The sequence below is a fragment of the Arthrobacter sp. HMSC08H08 genome, assembly GCF_001807575.1.
GTDB lineage: Bacteria > Actinomycetota > Actinomycetes > Actinomycetales > Micrococcaceae > Pseudoglutamicibacter > Pseudoglutamicibacter albus.
On the sequence record NZ_KV789375.1, the window covers coordinates 52,052 to 74,596 of the forward strand.

General features: G+C 62.4%; 21 protein-coding genes. 4 read left to right on the forward strand and 17 right to left on the reverse strand.

All coding sequences use genetic code 11. The features are described 5' to 3' along the window. Positions 1 to 12 precede the first annotated feature (12 nt). The 3 genes from HMPREF3175_RS01100 to HMPREF3175_RS01110 are packed head-to-tail and all read right to left on the reverse strand — an operon-like array spanning position 13 to position 3,196. A complete protein-coding gene (locus HMPREF3175_RS01100; protein WP_035757941.1) occupies positions 13 to 1,110 on the reverse strand; it encodes a polyprenyl synthetase family protein in 1,098 nt (365 codons plus the stop codon). Next, on the reverse strand, positions 1,107 to 2,495 hold the full coding sequence (locus tag HMPREF3175_RS01105; RefSeq protein ID WP_070490255.1) for a geranylgeranyl reductase family protein: 1,389 nt from the start codon (positions 2,493 to 2,495) through the stop codon (positions 1,107 to 1,109). The genes HMPREF3175_RS01100 and HMPREF3175_RS01105 overlap by 4 nt, the downstream gene beginning before the upstream one ends. After that, the gene (locus tag HMPREF3175_RS01110) at positions 2,492 to 3,196 is read right to left on the reverse strand and encodes a demethylmenaquinone methyltransferase (RefSeq protein WP_070490257.1); all 705 of its coding nucleotides are present in this window, start codon (positions 3,194 to 3,196) and stop codon (positions 2,492 to 2,494) included. The genes HMPREF3175_RS01105 and HMPREF3175_RS01110 overlap by 4 nt, the downstream gene beginning before the upstream one ends. Before the next feature lie 173 nt (positions 3,197 to 3,369). Between HMPREF3175_RS01110 and HMPREF3175_RS01115 the strand changes: the two genes are divergently transcribed. Beyond that, positions 3,370 to 4,896, forward strand: a complete 1,527-nt coding sequence (locus HMPREF3175_RS01115) for an isochorismate synthase (protein ID WP_176745105.1) — start codon at positions 3,370 to 3,372, stop codon at positions 4,894 to 4,896. Here HMPREF3175_RS01115 and menD read toward each other — a convergent pair. Genes menD through HMPREF3175_RS01130 form a run of 3 tightly spaced genes read right to left on the reverse strand, consistent with a single transcriptional unit; the run spans position 4,852 to position 8,475 of the window. Next, the gene (gene menD, locus HMPREF3175_RS01120) at positions 4,852 to 6,729 is read right to left on the reverse strand and encodes a 2-succinyl-5-enolpyruvyl-6-hydroxy-3-cyclohexene-1-carboxylic-acid synthase (RefSeq protein ID WP_083289336.1); all 1,878 of its coding nucleotides are present in this window, start codon (positions 6,727 to 6,729) and stop codon (positions 4,852 to 4,854) included. The genes HMPREF3175_RS01115 and menD overlap by 45 nt on opposite strands. Positions 6,730 to 6,750: 21 nt before the next feature. Further along, positions 6,751 to 7,410 (reverse strand): hypothetical protein, encoded by a 660-nt coding sequence (locus HMPREF3175_RS01125; RefSeq protein ID WP_070490263.1) that lies wholly within the window; start codon positions 7,408 to 7,410, stop codon positions 6,751 to 6,753. A 60-nt stretch (positions 7,411 to 7,470) separates the two neighbouring features. Further along, positions 7,471 to 8,475 carry an o-succinylbenzoate synthase gene (locus HMPREF3175_RS01130; RefSeq protein WP_070490264.1) on the reverse strand — a complete coding sequence of 335 codons (1,005 nt, stop codon included), beginning with the start codon at positions 8,473 to 8,475 and terminating at the stop codon, positions 7,471 to 7,473. A gap of 188 nt (positions 8,476 to 8,663) precedes the next feature. Here HMPREF3175_RS01130 and HMPREF3175_RS01135 point away from each other — a divergent pair, with 188 nt between their 5' ends. Next, complete coding sequence (locus HMPREF3175_RS01135; RefSeq protein ID WP_141739778.1) at positions 8,664 to 9,542, forward strand: phosphatase PAP2 family protein; 879 nt, start codon at positions 8,664 to 8,666, stop codon at positions 9,540 to 9,542. Positions 9,543 to 9,670: 128 nt separating this feature from the next. Here HMPREF3175_RS01135 and HMPREF3175_RS01140 read toward each other — a convergent pair whose 3' ends face one another. The 3 genes from HMPREF3175_RS01140 to pdhA form a co-directional block, all read right to left on the reverse strand. Continuing rightward, on the reverse strand, positions 9,671 to 11,263 hold the full coding sequence (locus HMPREF3175_RS01140; protein WP_070490268.1) for a dihydrolipoamide acetyltransferase family protein: 1,593 nt from the start codon (positions 11,261 to 11,263) through the stop codon (positions 9,671 to 9,673). Next, positions 11,263 to 12,216 carry an alpha-ketoacid dehydrogenase subunit beta gene (locus HMPREF3175_RS01145; RefSeq protein ID WP_370977351.1) on the reverse strand — a complete coding sequence of 318 codons (954 nt, stop codon included), beginning with the start codon at positions 12,214 to 12,216 and terminating at the stop codon, positions 11,263 to 11,265. Before HMPREF3175_RS01145 ends, HMPREF3175_RS01140 begins: the two co-directional genes overlap by 1 nt. Before the next feature lie 161 nt (positions 12,217 to 12,377). After that, positions 12,378 to 13,616 carry a pyruvate dehydrogenase (acetyl-transferring) E1 component subunit alpha gene (gene pdhA / locus HMPREF3175_RS01150; RefSeq protein ID WP_070490270.1) on the reverse strand — a complete coding sequence of 413 codons (1,239 nt, stop codon included), beginning with the start codon at positions 13,614 to 13,616 and terminating at the stop codon, positions 12,378 to 12,380. 149 nt (positions 13,617 to 13,765) lie between these two features. Between pdhA and HMPREF3175_RS01155 the strand changes: the two genes are divergently transcribed. Further along, positions 13,766 to 14,236 (forward strand): Lrp/AsnC family transcriptional regulator, encoded by a 471-nt coding sequence (locus HMPREF3175_RS01155; protein ID WP_035757919.1) that lies wholly within the window; start codon positions 13,766 to 13,768, stop codon positions 14,234 to 14,236. Next, positions 14,233 to 14,709 (forward strand): MarR family winged helix-turn-helix transcriptional regulator, encoded by a 477-nt coding sequence (locus HMPREF3175_RS01160; protein ID WP_070490272.1) that lies wholly within the window; start codon positions 14,233 to 14,235, stop codon positions 14,707 to 14,709. Before HMPREF3175_RS01155 ends, HMPREF3175_RS01160 begins: the two co-directional genes overlap by 4 nt. Before the next feature lie 85 nt (positions 14,710 to 14,794). On the opposite strand, the gene HMPREF3175_RS01165 is transcribed toward HMPREF3175_RS01160, so the two are convergent. The 8 genes from HMPREF3175_RS01165 to HMPREF3175_RS01200 form a co-directional block, all read right to left on the reverse strand. After that, on the reverse strand, positions 14,795 to 15,604 hold the full coding sequence (locus HMPREF3175_RS01165) for an enoyl-CoA hydratase/isomerase family protein (protein WP_370977347.1): 810 nt from the start codon (positions 15,602 to 15,604) through the stop codon (positions 14,795 to 14,797). Between the two features lie 80 nt (positions 15,605 to 15,684). After that, a complete protein-coding gene (gene paaE / locus HMPREF3175_RS01170) occupies positions 15,685 to 16,821 on the reverse strand; it encodes a 1,2-phenylacetyl-CoA epoxidase subunit PaaE (RefSeq protein ID WP_035757917.1) in 1,137 nt (378 codons plus the stop codon). 1 nt (position 16,822) lies between these two features. Further along, positions 16,823 to 17,350, reverse strand: coding sequence for a 1,2-phenylacetyl-CoA epoxidase subunit PaaD (gene paaD / locus HMPREF3175_RS01175; protein WP_083285265.1), 528 nt, complete (start codon positions 17,348 to 17,350; stop codon positions 16,823 to 16,825). Continuing rightward, a complete protein-coding gene (gene paaC, locus HMPREF3175_RS01180) occupies positions 17,347 to 18,213 on the reverse strand; it encodes a 1,2-phenylacetyl-CoA epoxidase subunit PaaC (protein ID WP_035757915.1) in 867 nt (288 codons plus the stop codon). The genes paaD and paaC overlap by 4 nt, the downstream gene beginning before the upstream one ends. Beyond that, a complete protein-coding gene (paaB, locus tag HMPREF3175_RS01185) occupies positions 18,210 to 18,539 on the reverse strand; it encodes a 1,2-phenylacetyl-CoA epoxidase subunit PaaB (protein WP_035757913.1) in 330 nt (109 codons plus the stop codon). Before paaB ends, paaC begins: the two co-directional genes overlap by 4 nt. Then, a complete protein-coding gene (gene paaA, locus HMPREF3175_RS01190; RefSeq protein WP_070490274.1) occupies positions 18,539 to 19,510 on the reverse strand; it encodes a 1,2-phenylacetyl-CoA epoxidase subunit PaaA in 972 nt (323 codons plus the stop codon). Before paaA ends, paaB begins: the two co-directional genes overlap by 1 nt. Positions 19,511 to 19,768: 258 nt before the next feature. Further along, complete coding sequence (locus HMPREF3175_RS01195) at positions 19,769 to 20,515, reverse strand: amino acid ABC transporter ATP-binding protein (RefSeq protein WP_305366908.1); 747 nt, start codon at positions 20,513 to 20,515, stop codon at positions 19,769 to 19,771. A gap of 110 nt (positions 20,516 to 20,625) precedes the next feature. After that, positions 20,626 to 22,182, reverse strand: a complete 1,557-nt coding sequence (locus HMPREF3175_RS01200) for an ABC transporter substrate-binding protein/permease (protein WP_256173783.1) — start codon at positions 22,180 to 22,182, stop codon at positions 20,626 to 20,628. Positions 22,183 to 22,545 lie beyond the last annotated feature (363 nt).

Here is a 22,545-nt window from a genome sequence, read left to right on the forward strand (position 1 = left end):
GCTATAGTGAGGCTAGCCTTCGCGGGTCACCACCGCGTCAGCGAACGCCTCAAGCGCCGAACGCACCGTCCCGTGCGGTAGCGGGGCAAGCGCCTCGATTGCTTTACGCGACCAAGCGCGGGCCTCATCCCACGCCCGTTGCGTTGCCGGGTGAGCAGCCAGCGCGGTAACCGCGGTCTTGAGGTCCTGATCGCTAGTGAGGTCGCCATCGACCAGTTCAACAACCCGCTGAGCTTCCGCATCGCCGGCAGCGGCATCTTGGCGCGCATACAGGACCGGGAGTGTATCCACGCCCTCACGCAGGTCCGTACCGTTGATCTTCCCCGATGCCTTCTCTTGACCCATGATGTCGATGACGTCATCAGCCAGCTGGAACGCAATGCCAACCTTCTCGCCGTAATCGACCAGCACATCGCGCAGCTCGTCACTCGCGCCACCATAGAACGTGCCGTAATAGCCGGCGCACGCGATCAAGGACGCCGTCTTATCGGACAAAACCTGGATGTAGTGCGCGATGGGGTCCTCCCCCTCGCGCACGCCAGCGAACTCGTGCAACTGACCTAAGCACAAACGCTCAAACGTGCGGGCCTGAACCTCAACAGCGCCCGGACCAAGCTGAGCCGCGAGCACCGAAGCCCGCGCAAGAATCAGATCCCCGGTGAGGATCGCAACCGAATTCCCCCACACATGCTGCGCCGTCGGGGCACCGCGGCGCATCGGGGCATCATCCATGACGTCATCGTGATACAGGGTCGCAAGGTGCGTCATCTCAACAATGCAGGCGGCCTTAACGACCTCATCCGTGATCCCCCGCTCCCCCAAGAGGGAAGACAAAACCACCAAAAGCGGGCGCACACGCTTACCGCCCGCCTCAGCGAGGTGGCGCGAAGCACGGTCAATAATCGGATCAGAATTCGCGACCGCGTTCAACAGCATCTTCTCGACCCGCGCGAGAGCCTCGAAAACCTGCGGCGCGAACTCGACATCATCCGCTACAGCACGGAAACCCTGCGGCAACTGGATAGTCGTAGCAAGAGCCTGGGTCTGCGGATCCAAGTCAACCGACTTCTCGACGTCATGGCCAGCAGACGTCCAAGAGGATTCTGTCACGATACTTTCAGCCTTACTTCTTCCGGAGAGAATTTCGCCGAGTGCTTCCCCGAGTTCCGCCCCGGAGTGCTCACAGTATTGCGCACGGGAGGCACAACACGTTCTAATGCTTGAACTACTCTATCCACCAAAGCCGGTGAATTCCGGTCAGACAAGTTACCCATGGCGCGTACAACAAAACGCATCAACGCATTCGAGCCCATCCCCAACCGGACCGCGGTACGCATGATCTTCGGGTTACCCACCATGTGAGCGAAAACCTTGCCCGCACCATAATGTGCACCAAAGTGCTGCTGAATCAGCTCAGGATACCGCTGAAGCCCGGCATCGAACGCGGCGCGCACCTGAGCCGGTGTTCCGCCACGGTAGCGGGCCGCGATCACCGCGTCATCAATCACATCAGCTGCGATCCGAGCCGACTCCATCGCCGCATCGATCCCCTCACCGTTGAACGGGGAAACCAAACCTGCCGCATCCCCCAGCAACACAGCCCCCGGAACCACGTGCGGGGTGCGGTTGAACGCCATCGGAAGTGCCGCCCCGCGCACCACACCCACCTGGTTCTCCGGGACAAAACCGCGGGTCGGCTCGTGTTCCTGCATGACATCGACCCACTCGCTCAACGTCGAGCGCAAGTCGATGCTACGGAAATCCTTAGCGGTATCCAAAATCCCCAAGCCAACATTCGCGGTGCCATCCCCCACACCGAAAACCCAACCGTAGCCAGGCATCAAATCCCCGTTACGGTCCGGTAGCTGAAGCCAGGTCTCCATCCACGGTGAATAGGACATCGGCGAGGTGTAGTACACGCGCTGAGCCACACCCATCGGGCGGTCGGACCGTGGCAGGATCCCCAGCGACTTCGCGACAGGGGAAGAGTTACCGTCCGCGGCCACCACCACATCGGCGGCGACCGTGAACGGCTCACCAGCACGCCTACCTTCAGGTGTGGTTCGCTGAACAGTGACGCCGACAACGCGGCCCGCGTCATCCCGGACCGCGCCGCGCACGGTGTGGCCCTCCAGGACCTCAGCCCCAGCCGCGGCCGCCATGCGCGCCAACTGCTGATCGAAATCGGCGCGGGTACGCGTCAAACCATAAGACGGGATGTCCGAGCTGAACCCCTCAAACGAAACCGTCGATGCGCGCCCACCAGCCACGAAGCGCAGGCCTCGGGTGCGCTGCCAGCCGTCGGCCTCATCGTGAGCCATGCCAAGGTAGTTCATCTCCCGCACCGCACGAGGGGTCAGGCCATCCCCGCAGACCTTCTCACGCGGATAACGCGTCTTCTCCAAAACCGTGACGCGATGCCCGGCGCGAGCCAAATACGTGGCGGCCGTGGCACCTGCCGGACCACCACCTGCGATCACAACATTGAGGGTCATGAATCTTGGGCAGCCTTAAACCCGCGGTGGATCGCCACAATACCGCCGGTCATGTTGCGGTACTGAACCTTCTGCCAGCCTGCATCCTCAATCCAGTGCGCGAATTCGTCCTGAGCCGGCCAGTCACGGATCGACTCCGCCAAGTACTGGTACGCCTCAGCGTTCGAGGACACCTTGGAGGCAACCCATGGCAGAGCCTTCATGAGGTATTCCTTATACACCACACGGAACGGGGTGAACGTCGGGTCAGAGAACTCCGCGATCACAAGGCGGCCACCCGGTTTAGCCACACGCAGCATCTCACGGAGGGCCTTGTGCGGGTCATGGATGTTGCGGATGCCATAAGAGATCGTGACAACATCGAACGTGTTGTCCTCAAACGGCAGGTTCATCGCGTCAGCCTGAACAAAGTTGATGTCCGGGCGGCGGCGGCGCCCCACCGCGAGCATCCCTTCCGAGAAGTCCGATGCCACAACATCGATGCCGGCATCCGCGTACGGTTCCGAGCTCGTGCCGGTACCTGCAGCGAGGTCAAGGACCTTCTCCCCCTGCTTGGCATCCACGGCGCGCACCACAACACGGCGCCAGTACGGGGTCAGCCCGAACGTGAGCACATCGTTAGTGAGGTCGTAGCGTTCGGCCACGCCATCGAACATGCGGGCGACGTCATCCGGGTTTTTCTGCAGAGTAGCTCTCATCACGCTAGCTATTGTCTCTTACGACTCGCACGCAGTCGAAACCATCGGCCCGGTGCGTTAGCCCGAAACTAGCTGAACGTTCACACCACACAACCCCTGTGATAGCACCAAAGATGGGGTGCGGCGGCAAAGAACATCCAGCTCGATTGTGGCGGGCTAATACAATGAGTGCCGACATGACTACTTCCGTGAACACTGACGAGCCTGCGTTCAGCCTGCCGTCCCTCCCCCACTTGCGCGTGATCACCCGCGCCCGCGGCACCCATCCGGCGATGGCCGCCCCAGCAACCCTCGCCGATGTTGCAGGCCCGTGGGATCACGTGTGGGCCCGTGGCGAAACCTCGATGGTCGGCGCCGGCGAGGTTCTTCGCCTGCAGGCCCGCGGGGATGGCCGCATCGATGCGTTGGCATCCGCGTGGCGCGCCTTGAGCTCCGCCGCCACAGTGGACGATGCGGTCGCGACCTCCGGCACGGGCCTCGCCGCATTCTCCTCGGTGGCTTTCTCCCGCGCATCAGGCCGCGACTCAGTGCTGATTGTCCCGCGTGTGGTGTGGGGCCGCAACGGGGACCTCGCCTGGATCACGGTCATCCTCGACCCTGAAGAAGCCGACGCGCTCGGGCCGGACCCGAGCCGCGACGACCTCGAAGCCTACGCCGCACAGGTGCGCGGCGAAGCGGCTGGCGGCGGGGCATCTGGCGGAGAGGTAGCTGACAGGGCCGGCGCCCGCATCGCCGATGATGCGCACACGAGCGAAGCCCGCTTCCAAGCCGGAGTCCGCGAAGCGATCCAGAGGATCCGTTCCGGTGAGTTAGCGAAAGCGGTGCTCTCCCGCGATGTCACCGTGGACGTGCCAGGTGGCGTGCAGGTGGTGCCCACGCTGCAGGCGCTCGCGGCGCGCTACACCGACTGCTGGGTGTATTCAGTGGACGGCATCATCGGTGCGACCCCGGAGATGCTGATCGAAGCACACGAGGGCATCGCGCGCGCCCGCGTGCTCGCCGGGACGCTCGACCGCGCCAACCACGGCGAAGACGGCGCGTTCCAGCTGGCGAACGACCAGAAACAGATTGAAGAGCACCAGTACGCGATCGACTCGCTCGTCGAAGAACTTGAACCGTTCGTGACCGAACTACATTCCCCCGCCGCCCCGTTCGTGTTGACGCTACCGAACGTGTGGCACCTCGCCTCGGACGTGCGGGCACGCATCGGCGCGAGCGAAACCGGCCCCTACAGTGTGCTGGACCTGCTGCGTGCCGTGCACCCTACCGCGGCGGTGTGCGGGACTCCGCGTTTGCATGCGGGGCGTATCATCCGTGAGATCGAGCATCTTGACCGCGGAGCGTATGCCGGCCCCGTCGGGTGGGTTGACGCCCGCGGCAACGGCGAATTCGGTATCGCTTTGCGATGCGGGGTCCTGGAAGGCTACGGCCCCACCGAGCCGACGGCCGCGCACGTCGGCCAGGGCACGTTCCCGACCGAGGTGACACTGACACGCCCCGGCGATGGTGAAACTGGCGAGCCGGTTCCGGAGCGGATCCGTTTGTGGGCCGGCTGCGGGATCGTCGCGGATTCCGAGCCCGCCGCCGAACTGCAGGAGACATGGGCGAAGATGCGGCCGATGCTCCAAGCACTCGGCGTAGCCGCCCCCCGCCCGCAACTAGGCGAGGGCTTCAGCCGCGGCCGCGGCGAGCGCGCGGTGTAGTTCGCGTGGCTTTTCGCGTTCCGTATCCACTACCAGCAGCCGGCAGCCGTGCGCCGTGCGTCCGGCGTCGAGCCATTCACGCACGTGTTCGTGTGAGCTGACCCGTTGCGCGTCCCAACCGTAGGCGAGCGCTAGCTCGACCGCGTCGAGGCCGTGTGGGACACGGAAGAACCTGTCGACGGCTTCCTGGTAGCCGCCGCGGGCCGCGACAGTGCCGTGTTCCAGGGTTGAGAAGATGGTGCCTCCGCCGTCGTCGGCGACCACAACGTCGAGCTGGGGAACCGCTTCGAGCGAGGGCACCAGCATTCCCGCCGCCCCATAAAGGAACGTGACGTCCCCCATGAACGCGAGCGTGCGGCGGCGTTCGGCGAGCGCGATCCCTGCGGCGGTGGAGATAGTGCCATCAATGCCAGCGAGCCCACGGTTCGCATACACGCGCGGGCCGCGGCCCCGCCGCGGGGTTGCTGCGATGTCCATGTCTCGCACTGGCCGGGATGACCCGATCACGGCTGGCCCGGATAGCCCGGACCACACGTCGGCTGCCAGCGATGGACCCGTGAGCCTACCCGTGACGTGTTCGCGTTCCGCGACCACCATGCTCACGGCCGCCACGACACGTTCGTCGGCCTCACGCCACGCCTCGACCCAGCCTTGCGGGCCTACACCCGCGAACTGGGCGGCTTGAGCGAAACTACGCACGGGCGTCTCCGGGCGTTTGGACAGTTCGCACCACGCGAGCGGACCCGGAGCATAGATCGCCGAGTCGATGTCATCACGGGCAAGTAGAGCGTTGATTGGCCGTGAGAGAGTCGGGCGGCCAAACAAGACCACCGCCTCGATCTGGTCCGCGAACGCCGCCAGCGTGAACTGATACGCCGTCAACGCGTTCTCGCCGTGGCGTGCATTCGAAGAGGGCTCCGCTAAAAGCGGCAGGTCTAAAGCGTGAGCGAAATGCGCGGCTTCCTCCCCCGCATCGTGGCCTGCAACCACAACAGTCCTGCGGTGAACATCGGGGCGCTCGCTGCCTGTGCGGTGTACCGCGCTCTCTTCCGTGCCGCGTGCTGTGGTCCCTTCCGCGCAGTGTTCCGTACCGTGTTCAGCGCCGTGTTCCGTACGCCGTGCCGCGGCTTCCCTGAGTGTTTCGCAGGATAGGGCGCGCGGGACCGGTACTGCGGCTGCGAGCGCATCGATCTCGAGTAGCTCAACATCACTGAGTTCGGGGTATTGGCGGGCGGCACGCTCGGCGGGTTGTTCCGCGGCGGTGATCATCGCGTCATTCGGCGGGTAGAGCGGGTCTTCGAATGCACAGTTGATGTGTACCGGGCCCGGAGCGTGCTGCTTGTTGCCAAGCGTCGCCACCAAGGCTTCAGCGACTGCGGCTGTAGGGTCCTCGCCCGCCGGAATGTGCACGCTTGAACGCGTGTGGTGCGCGAAGATACCGGCCTGTTGGGTAGTTTGTGATGCGCCCGTACCGTGCAAACGTTCGGGCCGGTCGGCTGTCAACAGCACGAGCTTGACGCCCGCGTGCGTAGCCTCCATCAACGCCGGGAACAGATTCGCTACAGCGGAACCGGACGTCGTGACAACCGCAACCGGCGCGTTGGAGGCCAAAGAAAGCCCGAGCGCGAGGAACCCCGCCTCACGCTCATCGAGCCGCGCATGCACCGACAGCACACCGTCGCGCTCGGCCTCGGCGAGCGCATACGCCAACGGCGCCGAACGCGACCCAGGCGCCACCACAACATGCCGCATCCCGGCGGAGACACATCCCTGGACGACCAGCCGCGCAGACTCAACAGCAGGCACAGACGGCCCAACAGACATAGAAGGCATAACCCCAGTGTATGAGCGGGGTTAGGCGTGCGGAGGCACTCCAGGTGCCTGTTTCTGGGCCAGCAGCTCCTGGACTTTCCGCGGTGTCGGCTCCATGCGGGCGATCGCTTCCCACTCGGGGTGGGACCCCGGCGGCGCAATGCCTTCCAGCCCGGGCCGCATCGGGATCAAGAACAGCCTACGCCGCGGACTGGGGAAGGCATCCATCGCATCAAACAGCATTTTCGCAGGCACCAGAGGCCCTTCGGTGAGGGAATAACGAAGCCGGCCATGCTGATCGTAGATGTTCAACATCCAGGTTCCGTCGCCACGTGGCGCTCCGTTTGGCTCGCGATCCTGGACCAGCCAGAGCACCACCTGGTCGAGGTCACGCCACGGCAGCTTGGCACCCAAAGGTGCCCCGCCGGTGAAATGCAATTCGTTGCCGCAAAAATGCAGGGTACGGTGCCGTGGAGCAACGAAGAACCCGCCCACAAGCCCGCACAGGATCATGATGACCATCCAGACCCCCGAAAGCCCCACTCCGGCAAGTCTGAGAACACCGATGACAAGCACCGGGACCGTGACCACCACAAGGAGCGCTGTGGTAACCGGTGAAGTGATCATGCGGCGGCGTTTCGCATAGTCCGCGGCGTTCGGGACCGGGGCGGGCCAATCAATCCAGATGGTCGGGGAAGTCATAGCTCGATTTTATCCCGCTTTCGTGTGCGGTAACGAGACCCTCATCAACGCTCACCAGCGCTAGATCATTAGCTGCGCATAGCAGGCCTCTAGCCGATCCATCCACCACGCGCGCCGATGCGCGTCGACTGCCAGGGCCTCCAGTTTCCCACGATCCGGAACTACCGGCCCCACCGGCAGAACACCGCCGCGAGGTTTCAGACCAGGCGTGAGCACGTCGTCGGCAAAGAGCGCTCCTGTACCCAGCCCGCACGCATACTTCAACTCCGGCAACGCTGCCGCCAGAGCGATCCCACCAGCTAAACCCACCGAGGAATCCAAAGCGGAAGACACCACAGCATCCAGGCCGGCCTGCTCCACGATCGAAAGCGCGGCACGCACACCACCCAGCGGCTGAGCCTTGACGATAATCACCTCAGCTGCGCCCATGCGCGCAACCTTCAACGGGTCATCGGACTTACGCACCGCCTCGTCCGCGGCCAACCGCACGTCCACGCCCCGGGCGTCCAGCGCCTCCCGCAACTGGGCTAACCCCTCGATCCCCTCGACGGGTTGCTCCGCATACTCAAGATCGAACTCCGCGAGCCGGGTCAACGCATCCACCGCGGTGTGATGATCCCACCCCTGATTCGCGTCCACCCGAATTCGGGCCCCCGGAAGCTCACGGGCAACCGCGGCAACCCGGGCAACATCCTCATCGACTGACTGCCCGCGCTCGGCGACCTTGACCTTGACCGTGCCCACACCGTCGAAACGCGCTAGAACCTCAGGCACCCGGCCCGCCTCAACCGCAGGAACGGTCCCGTTGACCGGCACCACATCACGCACCGGATCGGGCCAACCACACCACGCGGCCTCGATCGCGGCAGCAAGCCAGCGGGATGCTTCCGCCGGCCCATATTCGAGGAACGGCGAGAACTCACCCCAGCCTGCAGGCCCTTCAAACAACAACACCTCACGCTCCACGACCCCGCGGAAACGCACATTCATCGGCAACCGCACCACCACCGCCGCGTCCTTCAGCTCTTCCAGCGAAGGAAACCCCACTTTCGCACCCCACGGCATGTTATTCCCCCCGAAACTCACTCATAAAAAACACGATATCCGGCGGCGATGGCTCGCCCGGCGCACTCTATCCAAACTCACACCCGCAAGGCATGCAACACCCGGCGCGGCATCAGCTTCCACCCAGAAGAACGTGACACTCTAGGAACATGCCTAACCTCTCGACAGACACCGCACATATTCGTGCCGTGTCACAATCGAGGCTTTGGCCACGCGCCCTAGCAACCACCGTGCTCAGCCTCGGAACCCTAGGGCTTTTCTCGCTCACATACTGGCTTTTCATCAAGACAGTCCGCGGTCAATGGCTCGACGAACGCGCTCTACTCGGTGCGCGCCGCTTCGTTCAAGAAACCCCCGCGCTCCACAACGAACTCGGGTGGTTCACCTATATCCCCCTCGCGATCGCTATCGGTGGGGTTGCAGTAGCCATCGCCCAAGTATTCATCCGCCGTTCCGTGATCATCCCAGCGATCGCACTGACGTCGGCAGGCTTCGGGATCGTATGCGTGCGGATCCTCAAACAGACCCTCCTCGAACGACCATTCACCGGCGTCTCCGAGGCATACATCAATAGCTTTCCCTCCGGGCATTCAGCACTCGCAATCGGCGGGATGTTCGCTGCTTTGCTGTCGATGCGGGCACGTTCACGCACATGGTTCAGCATCATCGGCGCCCTCATCGCCGCTGCTGGTGGCTCCGTGACCTTCATCATGTCCTGGCACCGGCCAGCAGACATTGTGGGCTCCTACCTTGTGGTGGGCTTCTTCGCGATCCTCGCCGCGGGCATCATCGGGTGGATCGACAACGACCGCCCCGCCGTCACATTCTCCGCGATCGCATGCACCGTGACGGGGATGGGGCTTGCCGCGCTGACTGCTGCGGCCATGTTGTTGCCGGAGTTCGTGAACGTGGCCCAGTCCCGCCCGCTCACCACAACAGCCGACGACGCCGCGGCTATGGCCAGCCAACTGTTCACCCTGCTCGCGGTGGGCCTCATCGTAGGCACCGCGCTCGCACTCTTCGGTGTTATCGAACGGCTCGCGATGCCCGCCCGCACTGCCCGCTGAAGCCGGCAGTACGCTCACACATAAAACTGCAGGCCCTGTAAAACTGCGGGTCCTGTAGAACTGCGGGTCCTGACACATGAGGTGTCAGGACCCGCAGTCGTCTCTTCGATGCTCAAGCACCGTAGCGGCTAGAGGCTTGCCAGGGCCTCCGCCGGGTTCTCGATCGCGTCGGCAACGTAGCGGAGGAACGCGCTCGCGGCACCGCCATCGCATACGCGGTGGTCAAATGCCAGGGTTAGCTCCATGATCGAGCGGACCGTGATCTCACCGTCAACTACCCACGGGCGCTCCTTGATTCGACCCAGGCCCATGATCGCGACCTGCGGATGGTTGATGATCGCCGCGGAACCGTCCACGTTGAACACGCCGTAGTTGTTGAGGGTGAACGTGCCACGCATCAACTCGTTCGGGGTGCACTTGCCATCGCGCGCGGTCGCGACCAGCTCACCGATCGCGGCATCCAGTTCGCGTGCCGAAAGCTTCTGCGCATCAGCCACCGCTGGCACCACAAGCCCACGGTCCGTCTGCGCAGCGATACCCAGGTTCACGCCCTTGAAACGAACGATCTCCGAGGTGCCGTCTTCCGCCTCATCGATGCGGGCGTTGAGTTCTGGAACCTGCATCAACCCAGCCGTGACGAAACGCCCGATCAGCGAGAGCACACCCGGAACGCGGCCTTCCGCGTTCGGTTTGAGCTTCTTGCGCCACTCAAGCAGCTCGGTTGCGTCCACATCGACCCACACGGTCGCTTCCGGAATCTCACGGCGCGAACGCGACATCGTCTCCGCAACAACCTTCCGGACCCCGGTCATCGGGGTGCGGGACTCGACCGTCAAACCGGTACGCGCATCGACCTCGCCGGCGCCAGCACCCTCCGATGCGGCCGGTGCCTTTTCGTTGCTCGGTACAGCGGCGCCCAGGATAGCGCCCGATGTGTGCGGTGCGGACTGCGCGCCAGGTGCGGACTGTGCCCCGCCGTCGATCGCTGCCTGAACGTCTGCGCGCATGATCAGACCGTCGGCCCCAGAGCCTTCCAGCGCGGCGATGTCCACGCCGTTGTCGCGAGCCAACTTACGCACCAGCGGGTTGATGACTCGCGGCGCCAACCGCTCACGCTGTGTTACCTGGGACTGTGTTGGCTGGGGCTCGGTGTGGTCCTGTGCCGGAGCCGAGCTTTGGCTCACAGGCGCCGAGTCCTGGCTCACAGGTGCCGTGCCTTGGTTGACAGGTTCCGAGCTTTGGCCCGTAGCAACCGGAACCTCGGCGCGGTGACGGCCGCGACGGCGGCGGCGAGCGCCACCTTCGTCTTCGCTCGTTCCGTAGCCGATCAGTACGTTTCCGGAACCCGTTCCGGCGCGTTCTTCTTCGCGGTAGGACTGCGCACCTTCACGCAACACCTCAACGCCGGAAGCCGCGCCGGCATCAGCGCCGCCGCTACTAGAACCGACGCCGTCGTCATCAGCGCCGCCGTCCGTGGTTTCACCCTGCTCGCCTACGGTGATGAGCGAATCGCCCACGACCATCGTCTCGCCAGGTTCTCCATAGAGTTTCAGGACTGTGCCTTCGAACGGGCACGGGATCTCAACAACGGATTTAGCTGTCTCGACTTCGGCGACAATCTGGTCGATCTCGACCGTGTCGCCTTCGGCGACGTGCCAGGCCACCAGGTCAGCTTCGGTGAGTCCTTCCCCGAGGTCCGGGAGAGTGAACGTCTGTGCCATTAGTCCTCCCACGTCATCTCATCGACGGCATCAAGGATGCGGTCTACGCTTGGCAGCTGATATTTCTCCAGCATCGGTGATGGGAACGGGATGTCGAAGCCCGTGACGCGCTTGACTGGCGAGGCGAGCGAGAAGAAGTTCCGCTCCTGGATGCGCGCCACAAGTTCGGATGCGATCGATGCGAAGCCCGGTGTTTCAGCGACCACCAGCGCACGGCCTGTCTTACGGACCGACGCGTCCACGGTTGCGTCGTCGTAGGGAACGATGGTGCGCACGTCGATGACTTCGAGGTCGAAGCCCTCCTCAACGGCTGCTTCCGCGGCCTTCATCGCGGTTGAAACGGAAGCGCCGTAGGTCACGATGGTCGCGTCCTTACCTTCGCGTAGCACGCGCGCGGTCCCGTTGCGGCGCTCTGCTTTCTTCGTTTCGTATTCCTTCTTGAGGGCCTCTAGGTCGGCTTGTTCACGGCCGAAGTAGAGCTTCTTCGGTTCGAAGAACACCACTGGGTCATCCGAGTCGATCGCCTCACGCAACATGAGGTAGGCGTCTTCAACACCGGACGGGATGAAAACCTTCAAACCCGGTGTGTGCGCATACAGGGACTCCGAGGAGTCGCAGTGGTGCTCTACACCACCCACGCCACCTGCGTGCGGTACGCGGATGACCAGCGGCAGGCGCACGTGGCCGCGGGTACGGTTGTGCATCTTCGCGATGTGGCTCAGAATCTGCTCGAGTGCCGGGTATGCGAACGCGTCGAACTGCATCTCGATCACTGGGCGCATACCGTTCATCGCCATGCCCACCGCCATACCGGCAATGCCGGATTCAGCTAGCGGTGTGTCAAAGCAGCGTTTATTGCCGAAACGCTCCTGCAGGCCATCGGTAATGCGGAAAACGCCGCCGAGCTTACCGACGTCTTCACCGAACATCAGCACCGCATCGTCTGCTTCCATCGCATCAGCGAGCGCGGTGTTCAAGGCCGCTGCGAACGATGTGGGGCCAGCCGGGCGCGGGTCGCGGGCTGGCGGGACCGCCGGCTCGTCCTTGCCACGCACCGAATCCGCTACACCACCGAATTCCGCCTGCTTTTCCTCAGGGGACATTTGCTTGGGGCTCACTTGGCCTCACCTTCCTGGGAAGCAGAGTCACGTTCCAGCTCTTCGGCGAGCATTGCGGCTTGCTCGGCGAGCTGTGGGGTCTGCTCAACGTAGACGTATGTGAAGAGATCCTTCGGGTCAGGTGTGATCTCGCGGTTCATCGCGTCGCGAAGCTCTTTGGCTACCTGCTCGGCGTGAGCCTTGATCTGCTCGGCTTTTTCGTCATCGAGCAGGCCCTCGTTACGCAGGTACGCTTCCATACGGACCACGGGGTCTTTCGCTAGCCACTCCTGGACCTCGTCTGATTCGCGGTAGCGCGTGTCATCATCGGCGTTGGTGTGCGCCTGCATGCGGTAGGTCTCCGCCTCGATCAGCAGCGGGCCGGAGCCTTCGCGGGCGATCGTGACGGCACGGTCCAGCACAGCCAAAACAGCGGCGAGGTCATTGCCGTCCACGCGTTCCCCTGCCATGCCATAACCGACAGCCTTGTGGGCAAGCGACGGCGCTACGGACTGTTGTGAGAGCGGAACCGAGATCGCGTAACCGTTGTTCTGGACAAAGAAGATCACAGGCAGGTTGTACACGGCCGCGAAGTTCAGCGCCTCGTGGAAATCACCTTCCGAGGTCGCGCCGTCACCGCACAGCGCGATCACGACCGTGTCTTCACCTCGCATGCGTGCCGCGTGAGCAACACCCACGGCGTGCAGCAGCTGGGTTGTGAGAGGGGTGGACTGAACAGCGGTGTTGTGGTCATACGGGTTATAGCCCTGATGCCATTCACCGCGGAAGCCCGTCATGACTTCCTCCGGGACAACGCCGCGAGAAATCACGGCGACCGTGTCACGGTAGGTCGGGAACAGCCAGTCGCGCTCCTCAAGGGCTACCGCGACTGCAACCTGGCACGCTTCCTGGCCGTGGCTGGAAGGATAGACCGCCATCCGGCCCTGCCGCACAAGGGCCGCGTTCTGATCGTTGATGCGGCGGCCGATGACGAGCTTTTCATACGCGTCAAGCAACCGGGCACCATCCGGCAGTGGGTATTCGTGGCCCGGGGCGATCCCTTGTTCCTCTACCGGGCGCAACCGCCCCTGCTCGTCCACCATCTGGACGCGGCCGCGCGTGGGCAAAAGGTAGTCTTCAACGGAAATACCGAAGGAGTCCGATGCGCGGGAGACCGAGTCCCCTACGCGCGTTTCATCGAGCGGCTGAGTCACCTCAGCCCCCGAGCTTGTGGTTTGGCTCACATGATCAGTCATGGTCTATATGATGCCTGCTTGAGCTTTTCGTCGCCATGTGTGCGAAAATGATCAGAGGATTTGTCGCTCCGCAGTGCGTGCTCAGAAATTTGTCTACGCAACTTGGCGGTTGTTGTCATTTTGTCTAGTGCTTCAAGGAGCTGTGTGCAGTGGCTAAAAACCCAGCGTTTGCTCCCGCTTTAGACGCGGTGGATGCAGCTATCGTCTCCGAACTGCTCAAAGACGGTCGGGCCTCGGTTTCCGCTATCGCAAGCAATGTGCACATCTCACGGGCGCACGCGTATCAACGGATCGCAGGCCTGCGTGAACGCGGCGTGATCACCGGGTATACGGCAACCGTGAACCATGCCGCGATGGGTCTGCGCTCTTCCGCTTACGTATCCCTCAAGTTGCGTCAGCATTCGTGGCGCACCCTGCAAGAGCAGCTCCGCCAGATCCCGGAGGTCCACCATGTGGCCCTCGTGGGCGGAACGTTCGATGTGATGCTTCTGGTGCGCGCGGCCGATAACGAGGCGCTGCGGCGATTTATTTTCGAGGTGCTCCAGCCGATGCCTGAGGTCATGGACACCCAAACCCACTTGATCTTCGAAGACCACGAACCCGAGACTCCCGCCACATGACCACTCAGCCTATGAACCCTGAAGATTTCGGGGCGCTCATTTCTGCTGTCTCTCAAGCGCACTCCGAGTTCGTGTATTCCGCCGAGGTTGTGGCCTCCCACAATGACCTCACTCCCGCCCGCTGGCAGGTGATCTCCGCCGCGGCCCAGACCCCAGCGACTGTCTCTCAGATCGCCCGGGTGCTCGGGCTCACGCGCCAGTCCGTCCAGCGCGTAGCCGACGATGCGGTCAAGCTAGGGCTGGCGGCCTACCGCACCAACCCTAAGCACGCCCGCGCTTCTCTCTTGGCGCCAACCAAGAAAGGCCGCGCCGCGGTTCAAGCCGCGCAAGCCGCCCAAGCGGAATGGGCCGCTGAAGTAGCCGCGAGCCTCACCGCTGAACAAGCGCAGCAGGTGTTGGGCGCCATCGAGCTCATCTTGGAGGCAAGCCAACGCCACTGGGACGAAACCGACCCGGACGCAACCAGCGGCTAACACCGGCGCTGCTAAACGCCGAGGCTCTGGCCAGAGCTCATGCTCCGGCCAGAGCCTCGAAGTATCTAGCTAGCGTCCTTGCTGGCTACCAGCTCTCGCGTGGCGGCGTCGGCTTGAACTCCGGCTTGCGTTTCTCCTGGAAGGATTTGAAGCCTTCCTGGTAGTTATCGGTGGTGCGCAGAACTTCCTGCAAGCGGGCCTCTTCGGCAACGGATGCGTTGAAGCCGAGGTCTTCGTCCCGGATCTGGAACACGAGCTGCTTGGATGCACGGTAGGAATCCAGCGCACCCCGGGCCACACGCCCGGCGGTCTTGCGCGTGAATTCGAGCACCTCATCGGCCGGCAAGGACCGGGAGAACAAGCCTTCGCGCACGGCCTGCTCACCGGAGATCAGCTCGCCCGTGTAGATCAGGTCCAGGGCACGATGCGTGCCCAAGCGAGTCACGAACAAGTGGTGGCCGCCCGAATCAAGCAAGGCACCGAGGTTAGCGAACGGGGAACCGATTTTCGCGTCCTCAGCGACGTAGACGACGTCGCAGGATGCCGCGAGTCCCAAGCCAACACCGAGGCATGCGCCTGTGACGACGGCGAACGTCGGGACCTGTAGCTCGTGGATCGCGTCCATGACTGGGGCGGTGAGCTCACCCAGGTAGTGGTTGACGTCGTCTTTGAGCGGATCAACCTGGGAAATGTCGCGGCCTGCGCAGAACGCGCGGCCCTCACCGCGAAGGATCACGGCCTGCACCGAACCGGAGCTGACCTGCTCGGAGACCGAGGCGAGCGTGGTCTTGAGTTCTTCAAGACCGGCCTCGTCGATCGAGTTCAGCTTCTTCGGGGCATCCAGAACAATCTCGAGAACACCTTGCTGGTTGCTCTCGGTGCGAATCATCGACATGTCGTGTAGTGGACCTTTCGGTTATGAAAACACGGGTGGAAAGCGGACGGCCCGCCGGGTGGGCGGGCCGTCTAGGTTGATTAGGCGTCGAAGTCGACGGCGACCTTATCGGTCGTTGGGACGGACTGGCAGGTCAGGATGTAGCCGGCATCCAGTTCGTCTTGTTCAAGCGCGTAGTTCTCGGCCATGTCCACGTTGCCGCTGACAAGCTTGGCGCGGCACGTACCGCACACGCCACCCGAGCAAGCGAACGGGACGTCCGGGCGGGCACGCAGTGCCGCGTTGAGGATCGTTTCGCGCGCTTCGATCGGCGATTCCACGGTGCCTTTGAGGCCGTCGACCTGGAACTCGATCTCACGGGTCGGCTCGCCTTCTTCGATCTTGACTGGCTTGCCGTGCTGGCCGGTTGGGTCGCCCACCTGGCCGGTCGTGAACAGTTCGAAGCGGACGCGTTCGGCCTCGACTCCCTGCTCTGCGAGGTTGTCGCGGACCATCTGAACCAGTTCCATCGGGCCGCACAAGAACCACTCGTCTGCCAAGTCGGTGCGCAGAACCTTGTTGAGCAGCAGTTCAAGCTTCTCCTGGTCCAGGCGGCCGGTCAGTAGCGGCGAGATCCTCTGTTCACGGGAGAGCACGTGGTGCACCGCCAGGCGGGACGGGTATTTATCCTTCAGGTCAGCCAGTTCCTCAACGAACATCACGTCTGAGGAGGAACGGTTCGCGTACACGAGGTCAACCTGGGAACGGTCGTCTGCTTCCAAAACCGAGCGGGTAATAGCCATCACAGGGGTGATGCCGGAGCCCGCCGCGATCGCTACAAGGTGCTGGGCCTCGCCTGGACGGACCAGATCCTTCTTGGACACGAACGTACCCTGCGGGCTCATGACGTCAATTTCGTCACCCACAGCCAGTGTTTCGTTGGCCCACGTAGAGAACAGGCCGCCCTGGTCCTTCTTGATACCCACCTTGATCTCCCCGCGCACAGGGGCCTGGGAGATCGAGTAGGAGCGGCGCAGCTCGACGGGGGTGCCGTCATAGGACGGGACCATGGCGCGCAACGCTACATACTGGCCGGGCGCGTAGTCGAACTCATCTGCGATTTCCTCTGGAACATCGAAGGTGACTTCAACAGCGTTGGCCGTCAGGCGGCGGATCTCAGAAACCTTGAGCGTATGAAAACGGGCACGTTTACGTGTAGTGGAAGCAGCTTCAGTCATGTCAGTGCACCTTGAAGTAGTCGAACGGTTCGTGGCAGTCATTGCACTGGTACAGCGCCTTGCATGCCGTCGAAGCAAAACGAGTAAGTTCGCGGGTGTTCAGTGAGTGGCAGCGTGGGCATTTGACGCTCAGCCCGAGCATCACTTTGCCGCCATCTTTCGATAACCCGGCTGGTGGAGCGATACCGTATTCAGCGAGTTTCTTCTTGCCTTCTTCGGTCATCCAGTCGGTGGTCCACGCTGGGCTCAGCGTGAGTTCGACGCGCGCGCCGGCATAGCCTGCTTCGCGGAACGCGAGGCGCAGGTCATCGGCGATCGTATCCATGGCCGGGCAACCGGAGTAGGTTGGCGTGATGGTCACGACGGCGGTGTCGCCGTCGAGCTCAACGTCACGCAGGATACCGAGGTCATGGATGCTGAGCACCGGGATTTCCGGGTCGTTCACGCTGGATGCGATGTTCCAGAGCGTGTCCTTGTCGGCTACCGTGTCTTGCTCGGTTGCCGGCGCGCTACGTCGATCAGTTGTCACCACTTAACTCCTGGGTGTCGGCGGGCCAACACCTGCATTTCCATCAGGATGTAGCCCAAGTGTTCAGAGTGGTTGCCGGAACGGCCGTCAACCAGGGCACCGGGCTCCTCTGGGACCTCGAGCGAGGCTTCTTCGAGGACGGCCTTGATACGGGTGTCCCACTCTTCGCGGAGGGTTGATGGCAGTACGGCGATGCCCTTTTCGGCGAGGCGTTCCTGCAGTGGATGGTCGATGAAGATCTCTTCGACGTGTGGCCACAGTACGCGGAACGCGTGGACCATTTTCTCGTGTGATTCTTCGGTTCCCAGGCCAAGGCGCAGGGTCCACTGTTGGGCGTGGTCCACGTGGTACTGGACTTCGCGCAGGGACTTATCAGCGATCGCCGCGATCAGCTCGTCTTCGGAGTTCACCAGCCGCGAGTACAGCAGTTCAAGGTAGACCGAGAACAGCAGCTGGCGTGCGATGGTCACGCCGAAGTGACCGTTGGGTTGTTCAACCATGACGAGGTTACGGAAGTCGTCTTCGTCACGGAAGTATGCGAGCTCGTCTTCGTCCTTGTCCCAGAACTTACCTGCGAAGGTCAGGAAGGAGCGGGCATGGCCCAACAGGTCCAACGCGATGTTGGCTAGGGCGATGTCCTCTTCCATTTCTGGGGCGTTGGAGACCCACTTCTGCAGGCGTTGCGAGAGGATAAGCGCATCATCGCCAAGCCAGAGCGCGTATTCGGCGACGTCTTCGGAGCTTGGGGCTTCCTTGAACGCGATGTCTTCCGGGCGCAGAGCGTGGCCTGGGGTGACGCGAGTAGCGGAGGCGACGGAGTCGCCGTAGCCAGCCAGTTGCTCATCGAGTTCCTCAGACTTCACAGGTGCTTCACCCCTTCAGACTCGGTGTAGTACATGGCGTGGCGGTAGTCCTTGCCCTTTGGCGATTCAAAGAACGCGCCCTTGTCCTGCGGGTCCGAGGCAATGATGTCGTCGGACTGAACAACCCACAGGGATACGCCTTCGTTGCGGCGGGTGTAGAGGTCGCGTGCGTTGCGGACCGCCATATCGGCATCCGGTGCGTGCAGGGATCCGGCGTGCACGTGGGAGAGGCCACGTGACGAACGGACGAAGACCTCCCAGAGAGGCCATTCGTTGGTGTCTGCGAGCGATGCGCCGGTTGCGTTCGTTGGGTTCTCTGCGCTCATCAGGCTGCCTTCCTCACTTTTTCCTGCTGCTTACGTGCGTATGCTGCGGCGGCCTCACGTACCCAGGCCCCGTTCTCGTGTGCCTGGCGACGGTGCTCGAGGCGCTGGGCGTTAGCTGGGCCACCGCCCTTAACGACGCGCCAGAACTCGTCCCAGTTGAGTTCCTTGTGGATCCACTTGCCGGCTTCTTCGTCGTAGTGCAGGTCTGGGTCTGGCAGGGTTAGGCCCAGGAACTTGACCTGTTCTGCGATCATGCCGACGAAGCGCTGGCGCAGGTCGTCGTTGGAGAAGCGCTTGATGTTCCAGGCCATGGACTGCTTGGAGTGCTTCGAGTCAGCATCTGGTGGGCCGAACATGCACAGTGCTGGCTCGTAGAAGCGGTTGATGGCGTCCTGGGCCATCTGCTTCTGCTCTTCGGTTCCGCGGGCGAGCGCAAGCAGGGCTTCGAAGCCCTGGCGCTGGTGGAAGGACTCTTCCTTGCAGACGCGGACCATCGCGCGGCCGTATGGAGCGTAGGAGCAGCGGCACAGTGGAACCTGGTTGGCGATCGCCGCGCCGTCCACGAGCCAGCCGATAGCGCCGATGTCGCCCCAGTACTTGGCTGGATAGTTGAAGATCGAGGAGTACTTCGCGGTGCCGTCGAGCAACTGCTCAACGAGCTCATCGCGTGGAGTACCGAGGGTTTCTGCTGCCGAGTACAGGTAGAGGCCGTGGCCGGCTTCGTCCTGGACCTTGGCGATCAGGATGGATTTGCGCTTGAGGCTTGGTGCGCGGGTAATCCAGTTGCCTTCAGGCTGCATCCCGATGATTTCGGAGTGTGCGTGCTGGGAGATCTGGCGCACCAGCGTCTTGCGGTAGGCCTCGGGCATCCAGTCGCGCGGTTCTACACGTCCGTCTTGTGCGATCAGGGCCTCAAACTCGGCTTGCGGATCAAAGTCCTGGCCGGTTTGCTCGGTCACGGTGGTGCTCATGATCAGCTCCTGCTTCCGATGAATAAGGGTATGAGGGGCCAGTTAGATTTACTGACCGTTCGTTCAGGATATGTGATAGCACTCTCACAAGGCAAGTTATTTCGCTGTGCTCAGGCGGTGCTAACACTGTTAATAATCGCCGCCTAGCGTGGGCCTTGTAAACCATGCGGTGGCCTTATAAACAACGATGCGGTGGCCGGCACACGCTAGGTGTGCCGGCCACCGCATCGTCATGTGGGCCGCTTGTCGCGGACCTTGTTAGAGGACCTTGGCGAGGAAGCTCTGGGTGCGTTCCTGTTGCGGGTTACCGAACAGCTCCTCTGGCGGGCCTTCTTCGCAAATGACGCCGTCGGAGAGGAAGAGCACGCGGTCGGAGACTTCGCGGGCGAAGCCCATCTCGTGGGTCACCAGGATCATGGTCATGCCTTCTTGCGCGAGTTCGCGGATCACCTGGAGCACTTCCCCGACCATTTCAGGGTCGAGTGCGCTGGTCGCTTCGTCGAACAACATGATCTGCGGTTCCATAGCGAGCGCGCGGGCGATCGCTACGCGCTGCTTCTGGCCACCGGAGAGTTCCTGCGGGCGGGCCTTCGCTTTGTCCCCAAGCCCTACGCGCTCAAGCAGTGCCGCGGCTTTTTTGCGACCCTCCTGCTTATTCACTCGTCCCAGCTCAACCGGGGCGAGCATCACGTTCTCTTCAACTGTCATGTTCGGGAACAGGTTGAAGTGCTGGAACACCATACCGATGTTCTGACGAACCTTGTTGATGTTGACCTTGGGGCTGGTGATGTCTCGACCGAGCACCTTGACGGTCCCGCCCGTGGTTTCCTCAAGCCGGTTGAGGCAACGCAGGAACGTGGACTTACCGGAACCCGATGGGCCGATCATCGAGATGACTTCGCCGCGCTTGACGTTGAGGTTCATCCCCTTAAGCACTTCGTTCTTGCCGAAGGCTTTGCGCAGGTCGGTGACCTCGATGACGGTTTCGGCCGCCGCATCGGACACAGTTGGCTCCAGCGCGGCTGCCTCCGCCGCCGCATCCTGTGCCGCTGCATCCTGCGCGGCTGCCTCGTCTACTTTTTTCTCGGTTGCTTCATTGCCGTGTGATTGGGTACTCACTTGTTCACCTTCTTATCCACGAGGTCAGCAATCCACGTGAGGATGGTGATGACCACAAAGTACATAATGCCGACGATGATGAGGGTTTCGGTCACGCGGTAGTTCGCTGCGTAGATCTGTTGCGCCTGGTAGAGCAGTTCTGCGAAACCGATGGTCAGTAGCAGCGAGGAGTCTTTGAGCGTGATCACGAACTGGTTGATGATCGATGGGGTCGAGATCTTGACTGCCTGCGGGACTACGACCCGGCGCATCGACTTACCCCATCCCATGCCGAGGGAACGCGCAGCTTCCATCTGGCCTGGGTCCACGGCTTGGAGGCCACCGCGAACAATCTCTGTGAGGTAGGCGCCCGCGTTGAGGGCCAGCGTTGCGACACCGGCAACGAAGACGTCGCCCTTGACGTCGAAGAGCTGTGGCACACCGAAGTAGAACAGGAACGCCCACACAAGCAGCGGGGTTCCGCGGAAGATCGCGACGTAGGCGCGTGCGATGCCGCGTAGCACGATACTGCCGGAGATGCGCATGAACCCGAAGATGAGGCCCAGCACCATCGCGATCACAAACGAGACGCCGGTGATGACCAGGGTGTTGATGAGGCCCTTCTGAAGCGCTGGCCAGGACTGCTTGAGCAGGCCGATGATGTTGCCGGCGTTTTCAGCTTCCTGTGGGTCGAGGTACTTGCTCATGATCTTCTGGTATTCGCCAGAAGCCTTGAGGTTGGCAAGGCCGCGGTTGAAGGCCTTCAGCAGGTCCTGATTCTGACCTTTCTTGACCGCGAAAGCGTAGTCGCCGCCTGGGATCTTTGGGGTCACGATTTTCAGGCCGGAGCCCTGGGTGATGCCGTAACGCAGCACCGGGTCGTCATCGAAGACACCTACTGCGGAGCCGTTCTTGACGGACTGGACCATCGCGGCGGACTGGTCGAGAGGCTTGATTTTGAAGCCGTATTCTTTAGCGAGCTTCTTGGCGGCGCGTTCACCTTCGGAGCCGCCCTTGGCGACAACGGTCTTACCTTTGAGGTCTTCATACCCCTTGGTTTCGTCATCGTCTTCATTGATCGCCATCACAGAGCCGGACTCGTAGTAAGCATCCGAGAAGTCGAAGATCTTCTTACGTTCGTCCGTGACACCCATACCGGCGATGACGCCGTCGGCCTGGCCGGAGGTCAGAGATGAGACCGCGGCCTGGAAACCAAGCGATTTGAGATTGACTTTGAAGCCTTGGTCTTGAGCGATCGCATCCAGCAGCTCCATGTCGATACCGATCATCTCGCCGGTTCCTGGTTCGCGGAACACGAATGGCGCGAAGGTGGTGTCGGTTGCAATCGTGAAGGTCTTGCCTTCCACGGAGTCTTCGCCTTGTTTTTCAGCAGGCGATGCGGTGGCCGGCACGGTTGCCGATGGCTGGAGTCCAGTGGCGGCGCGAGCTGTTGCGGCTGGCACCAGGATGGCTGCTACTAGAGCGACAAGCATCGCCCAGATGGTCATCCGCGTCAGCGGGAGCTTGCCTTCCTGACTCTGTGCCCCGGTTGCATAAGAGTGCGAGTAACTCATATCGGGTCCGTTTCTTTTGTCTCAAGTTCGATCCGTCGCTAAAGCGCGGCGGCCCTACACCCGAGGCGATGACGAACCAACGGCATTCACCCGTGGGTGAGGAAGGTCACAAGGATGCAAGCCTAGCGGCTCTGAGGCTCTCAATCCACTTGAGATGATGGTTATACCGGTTTTCTAGCCGTCCATTGTCGGTCGATTTGACACCGTATTGAGGCTCGAGAGAAGAGGTCCGATGCCAGGAAATCCGTGGGATGCAGCACTGCATGGAGGGTGGCTCTTAACGCCTGCTAGCAATTCTTGCGTCATCGAGCCTCGTAATATTCAAGCTTCCGTGTGGTTCGCTCGTGGTTCTGCGCATTATCG

Coding starts and splice junctions, on each gene's coding strand:
- paaE (WP_035757917.1), bottom strand. CDS start 16,821: ATGACTGAAGCTGCTTCCACTACACGTAAACGTGCCCGTTTTCATACG.
- HMPREF3175_RS01140 (WP_070490268.1), bottom strand. CDS start 11,263: ATGGCACAGACGTTCACTCTCCCGGACCTCGGGGAAGGACTCACCGAA.
- HMPREF3175_RS01165 (WP_370977347.1), bottom strand. CDS start 15,604: ATGTCGATGATTCGCACCGAGAGCAACCAGCAAGGTGTTCTCGAGATT.
- HMPREF3175_RS01125 (WP_070490263.1), bottom strand. CDS start 7,410: ATGACTTCCCCGACCATCTGGATTGATTGGCCCGCCCCGGTCCCGAAC.
- HMPREF3175_RS01130 (WP_070490264.1), bottom strand. CDS start 8,475: ATGCCGTGGGGTGCGAAAGTGGGGTTTCCTTCGCTGGAAGAGCTGAAG.
- paaA (WP_070490274.1), bottom strand. CDS start 19,510: ATGAGCACCACCGTGACCGAGCAAACCGGCCAGGACTTTGATCCGCAA.
- pdhA (WP_070490270.1), bottom strand. CDS start 13,616: ATGACTGATCATGTGAGCCAAACCACAAGCTCGGGGGCTGAGGTGACT.
- HMPREF3175_RS01200 (WP_256173783.1), bottom strand. CDS start 22,182: ATGAGTTACTCGCACTCTTATGCAACCGGGGCACAGAGTCAGGAAGGC.
- HMPREF3175_RS01115 (WP_176745105.1), top strand. CDS start 3,370: ATGACTACTTCCGTGAACACTGACGAGCCTGCGTTCAGCCTGCCGTCC.
- menD (WP_083289336.1), bottom strand. CDS start 6,729: ATGCCTTCTATGTCTGTTGGGCCGTCTGTGCCTGCTGTTGAGTCTGCG.
- paaB (WP_035757913.1), bottom strand. CDS start 18,539: ATGAGCGCAGAGAACCCAACGAACGCAACCGGCGCATCGCTCGCAGAC.
- HMPREF3175_RS01105 (WP_070490255.1), bottom strand. CDS start 2,495: ATGACCCTCAATGTTGTGATCGCAGGTGGTGGTCCGGCAGGTGCCACG.
- HMPREF3175_RS01145 (WP_370977351.1), bottom strand. CDS start 12,216: ATGGAAGCAGACGATGCGGTGCTGATGTTCGGTGAAGACGTCGGTAAG.
- HMPREF3175_RS01160 (WP_070490272.1), top strand. CDS start 14,233: ATGACCACTCAGCCTATGAACCCTGAAGATTTCGGGGCGCTCATTTCT.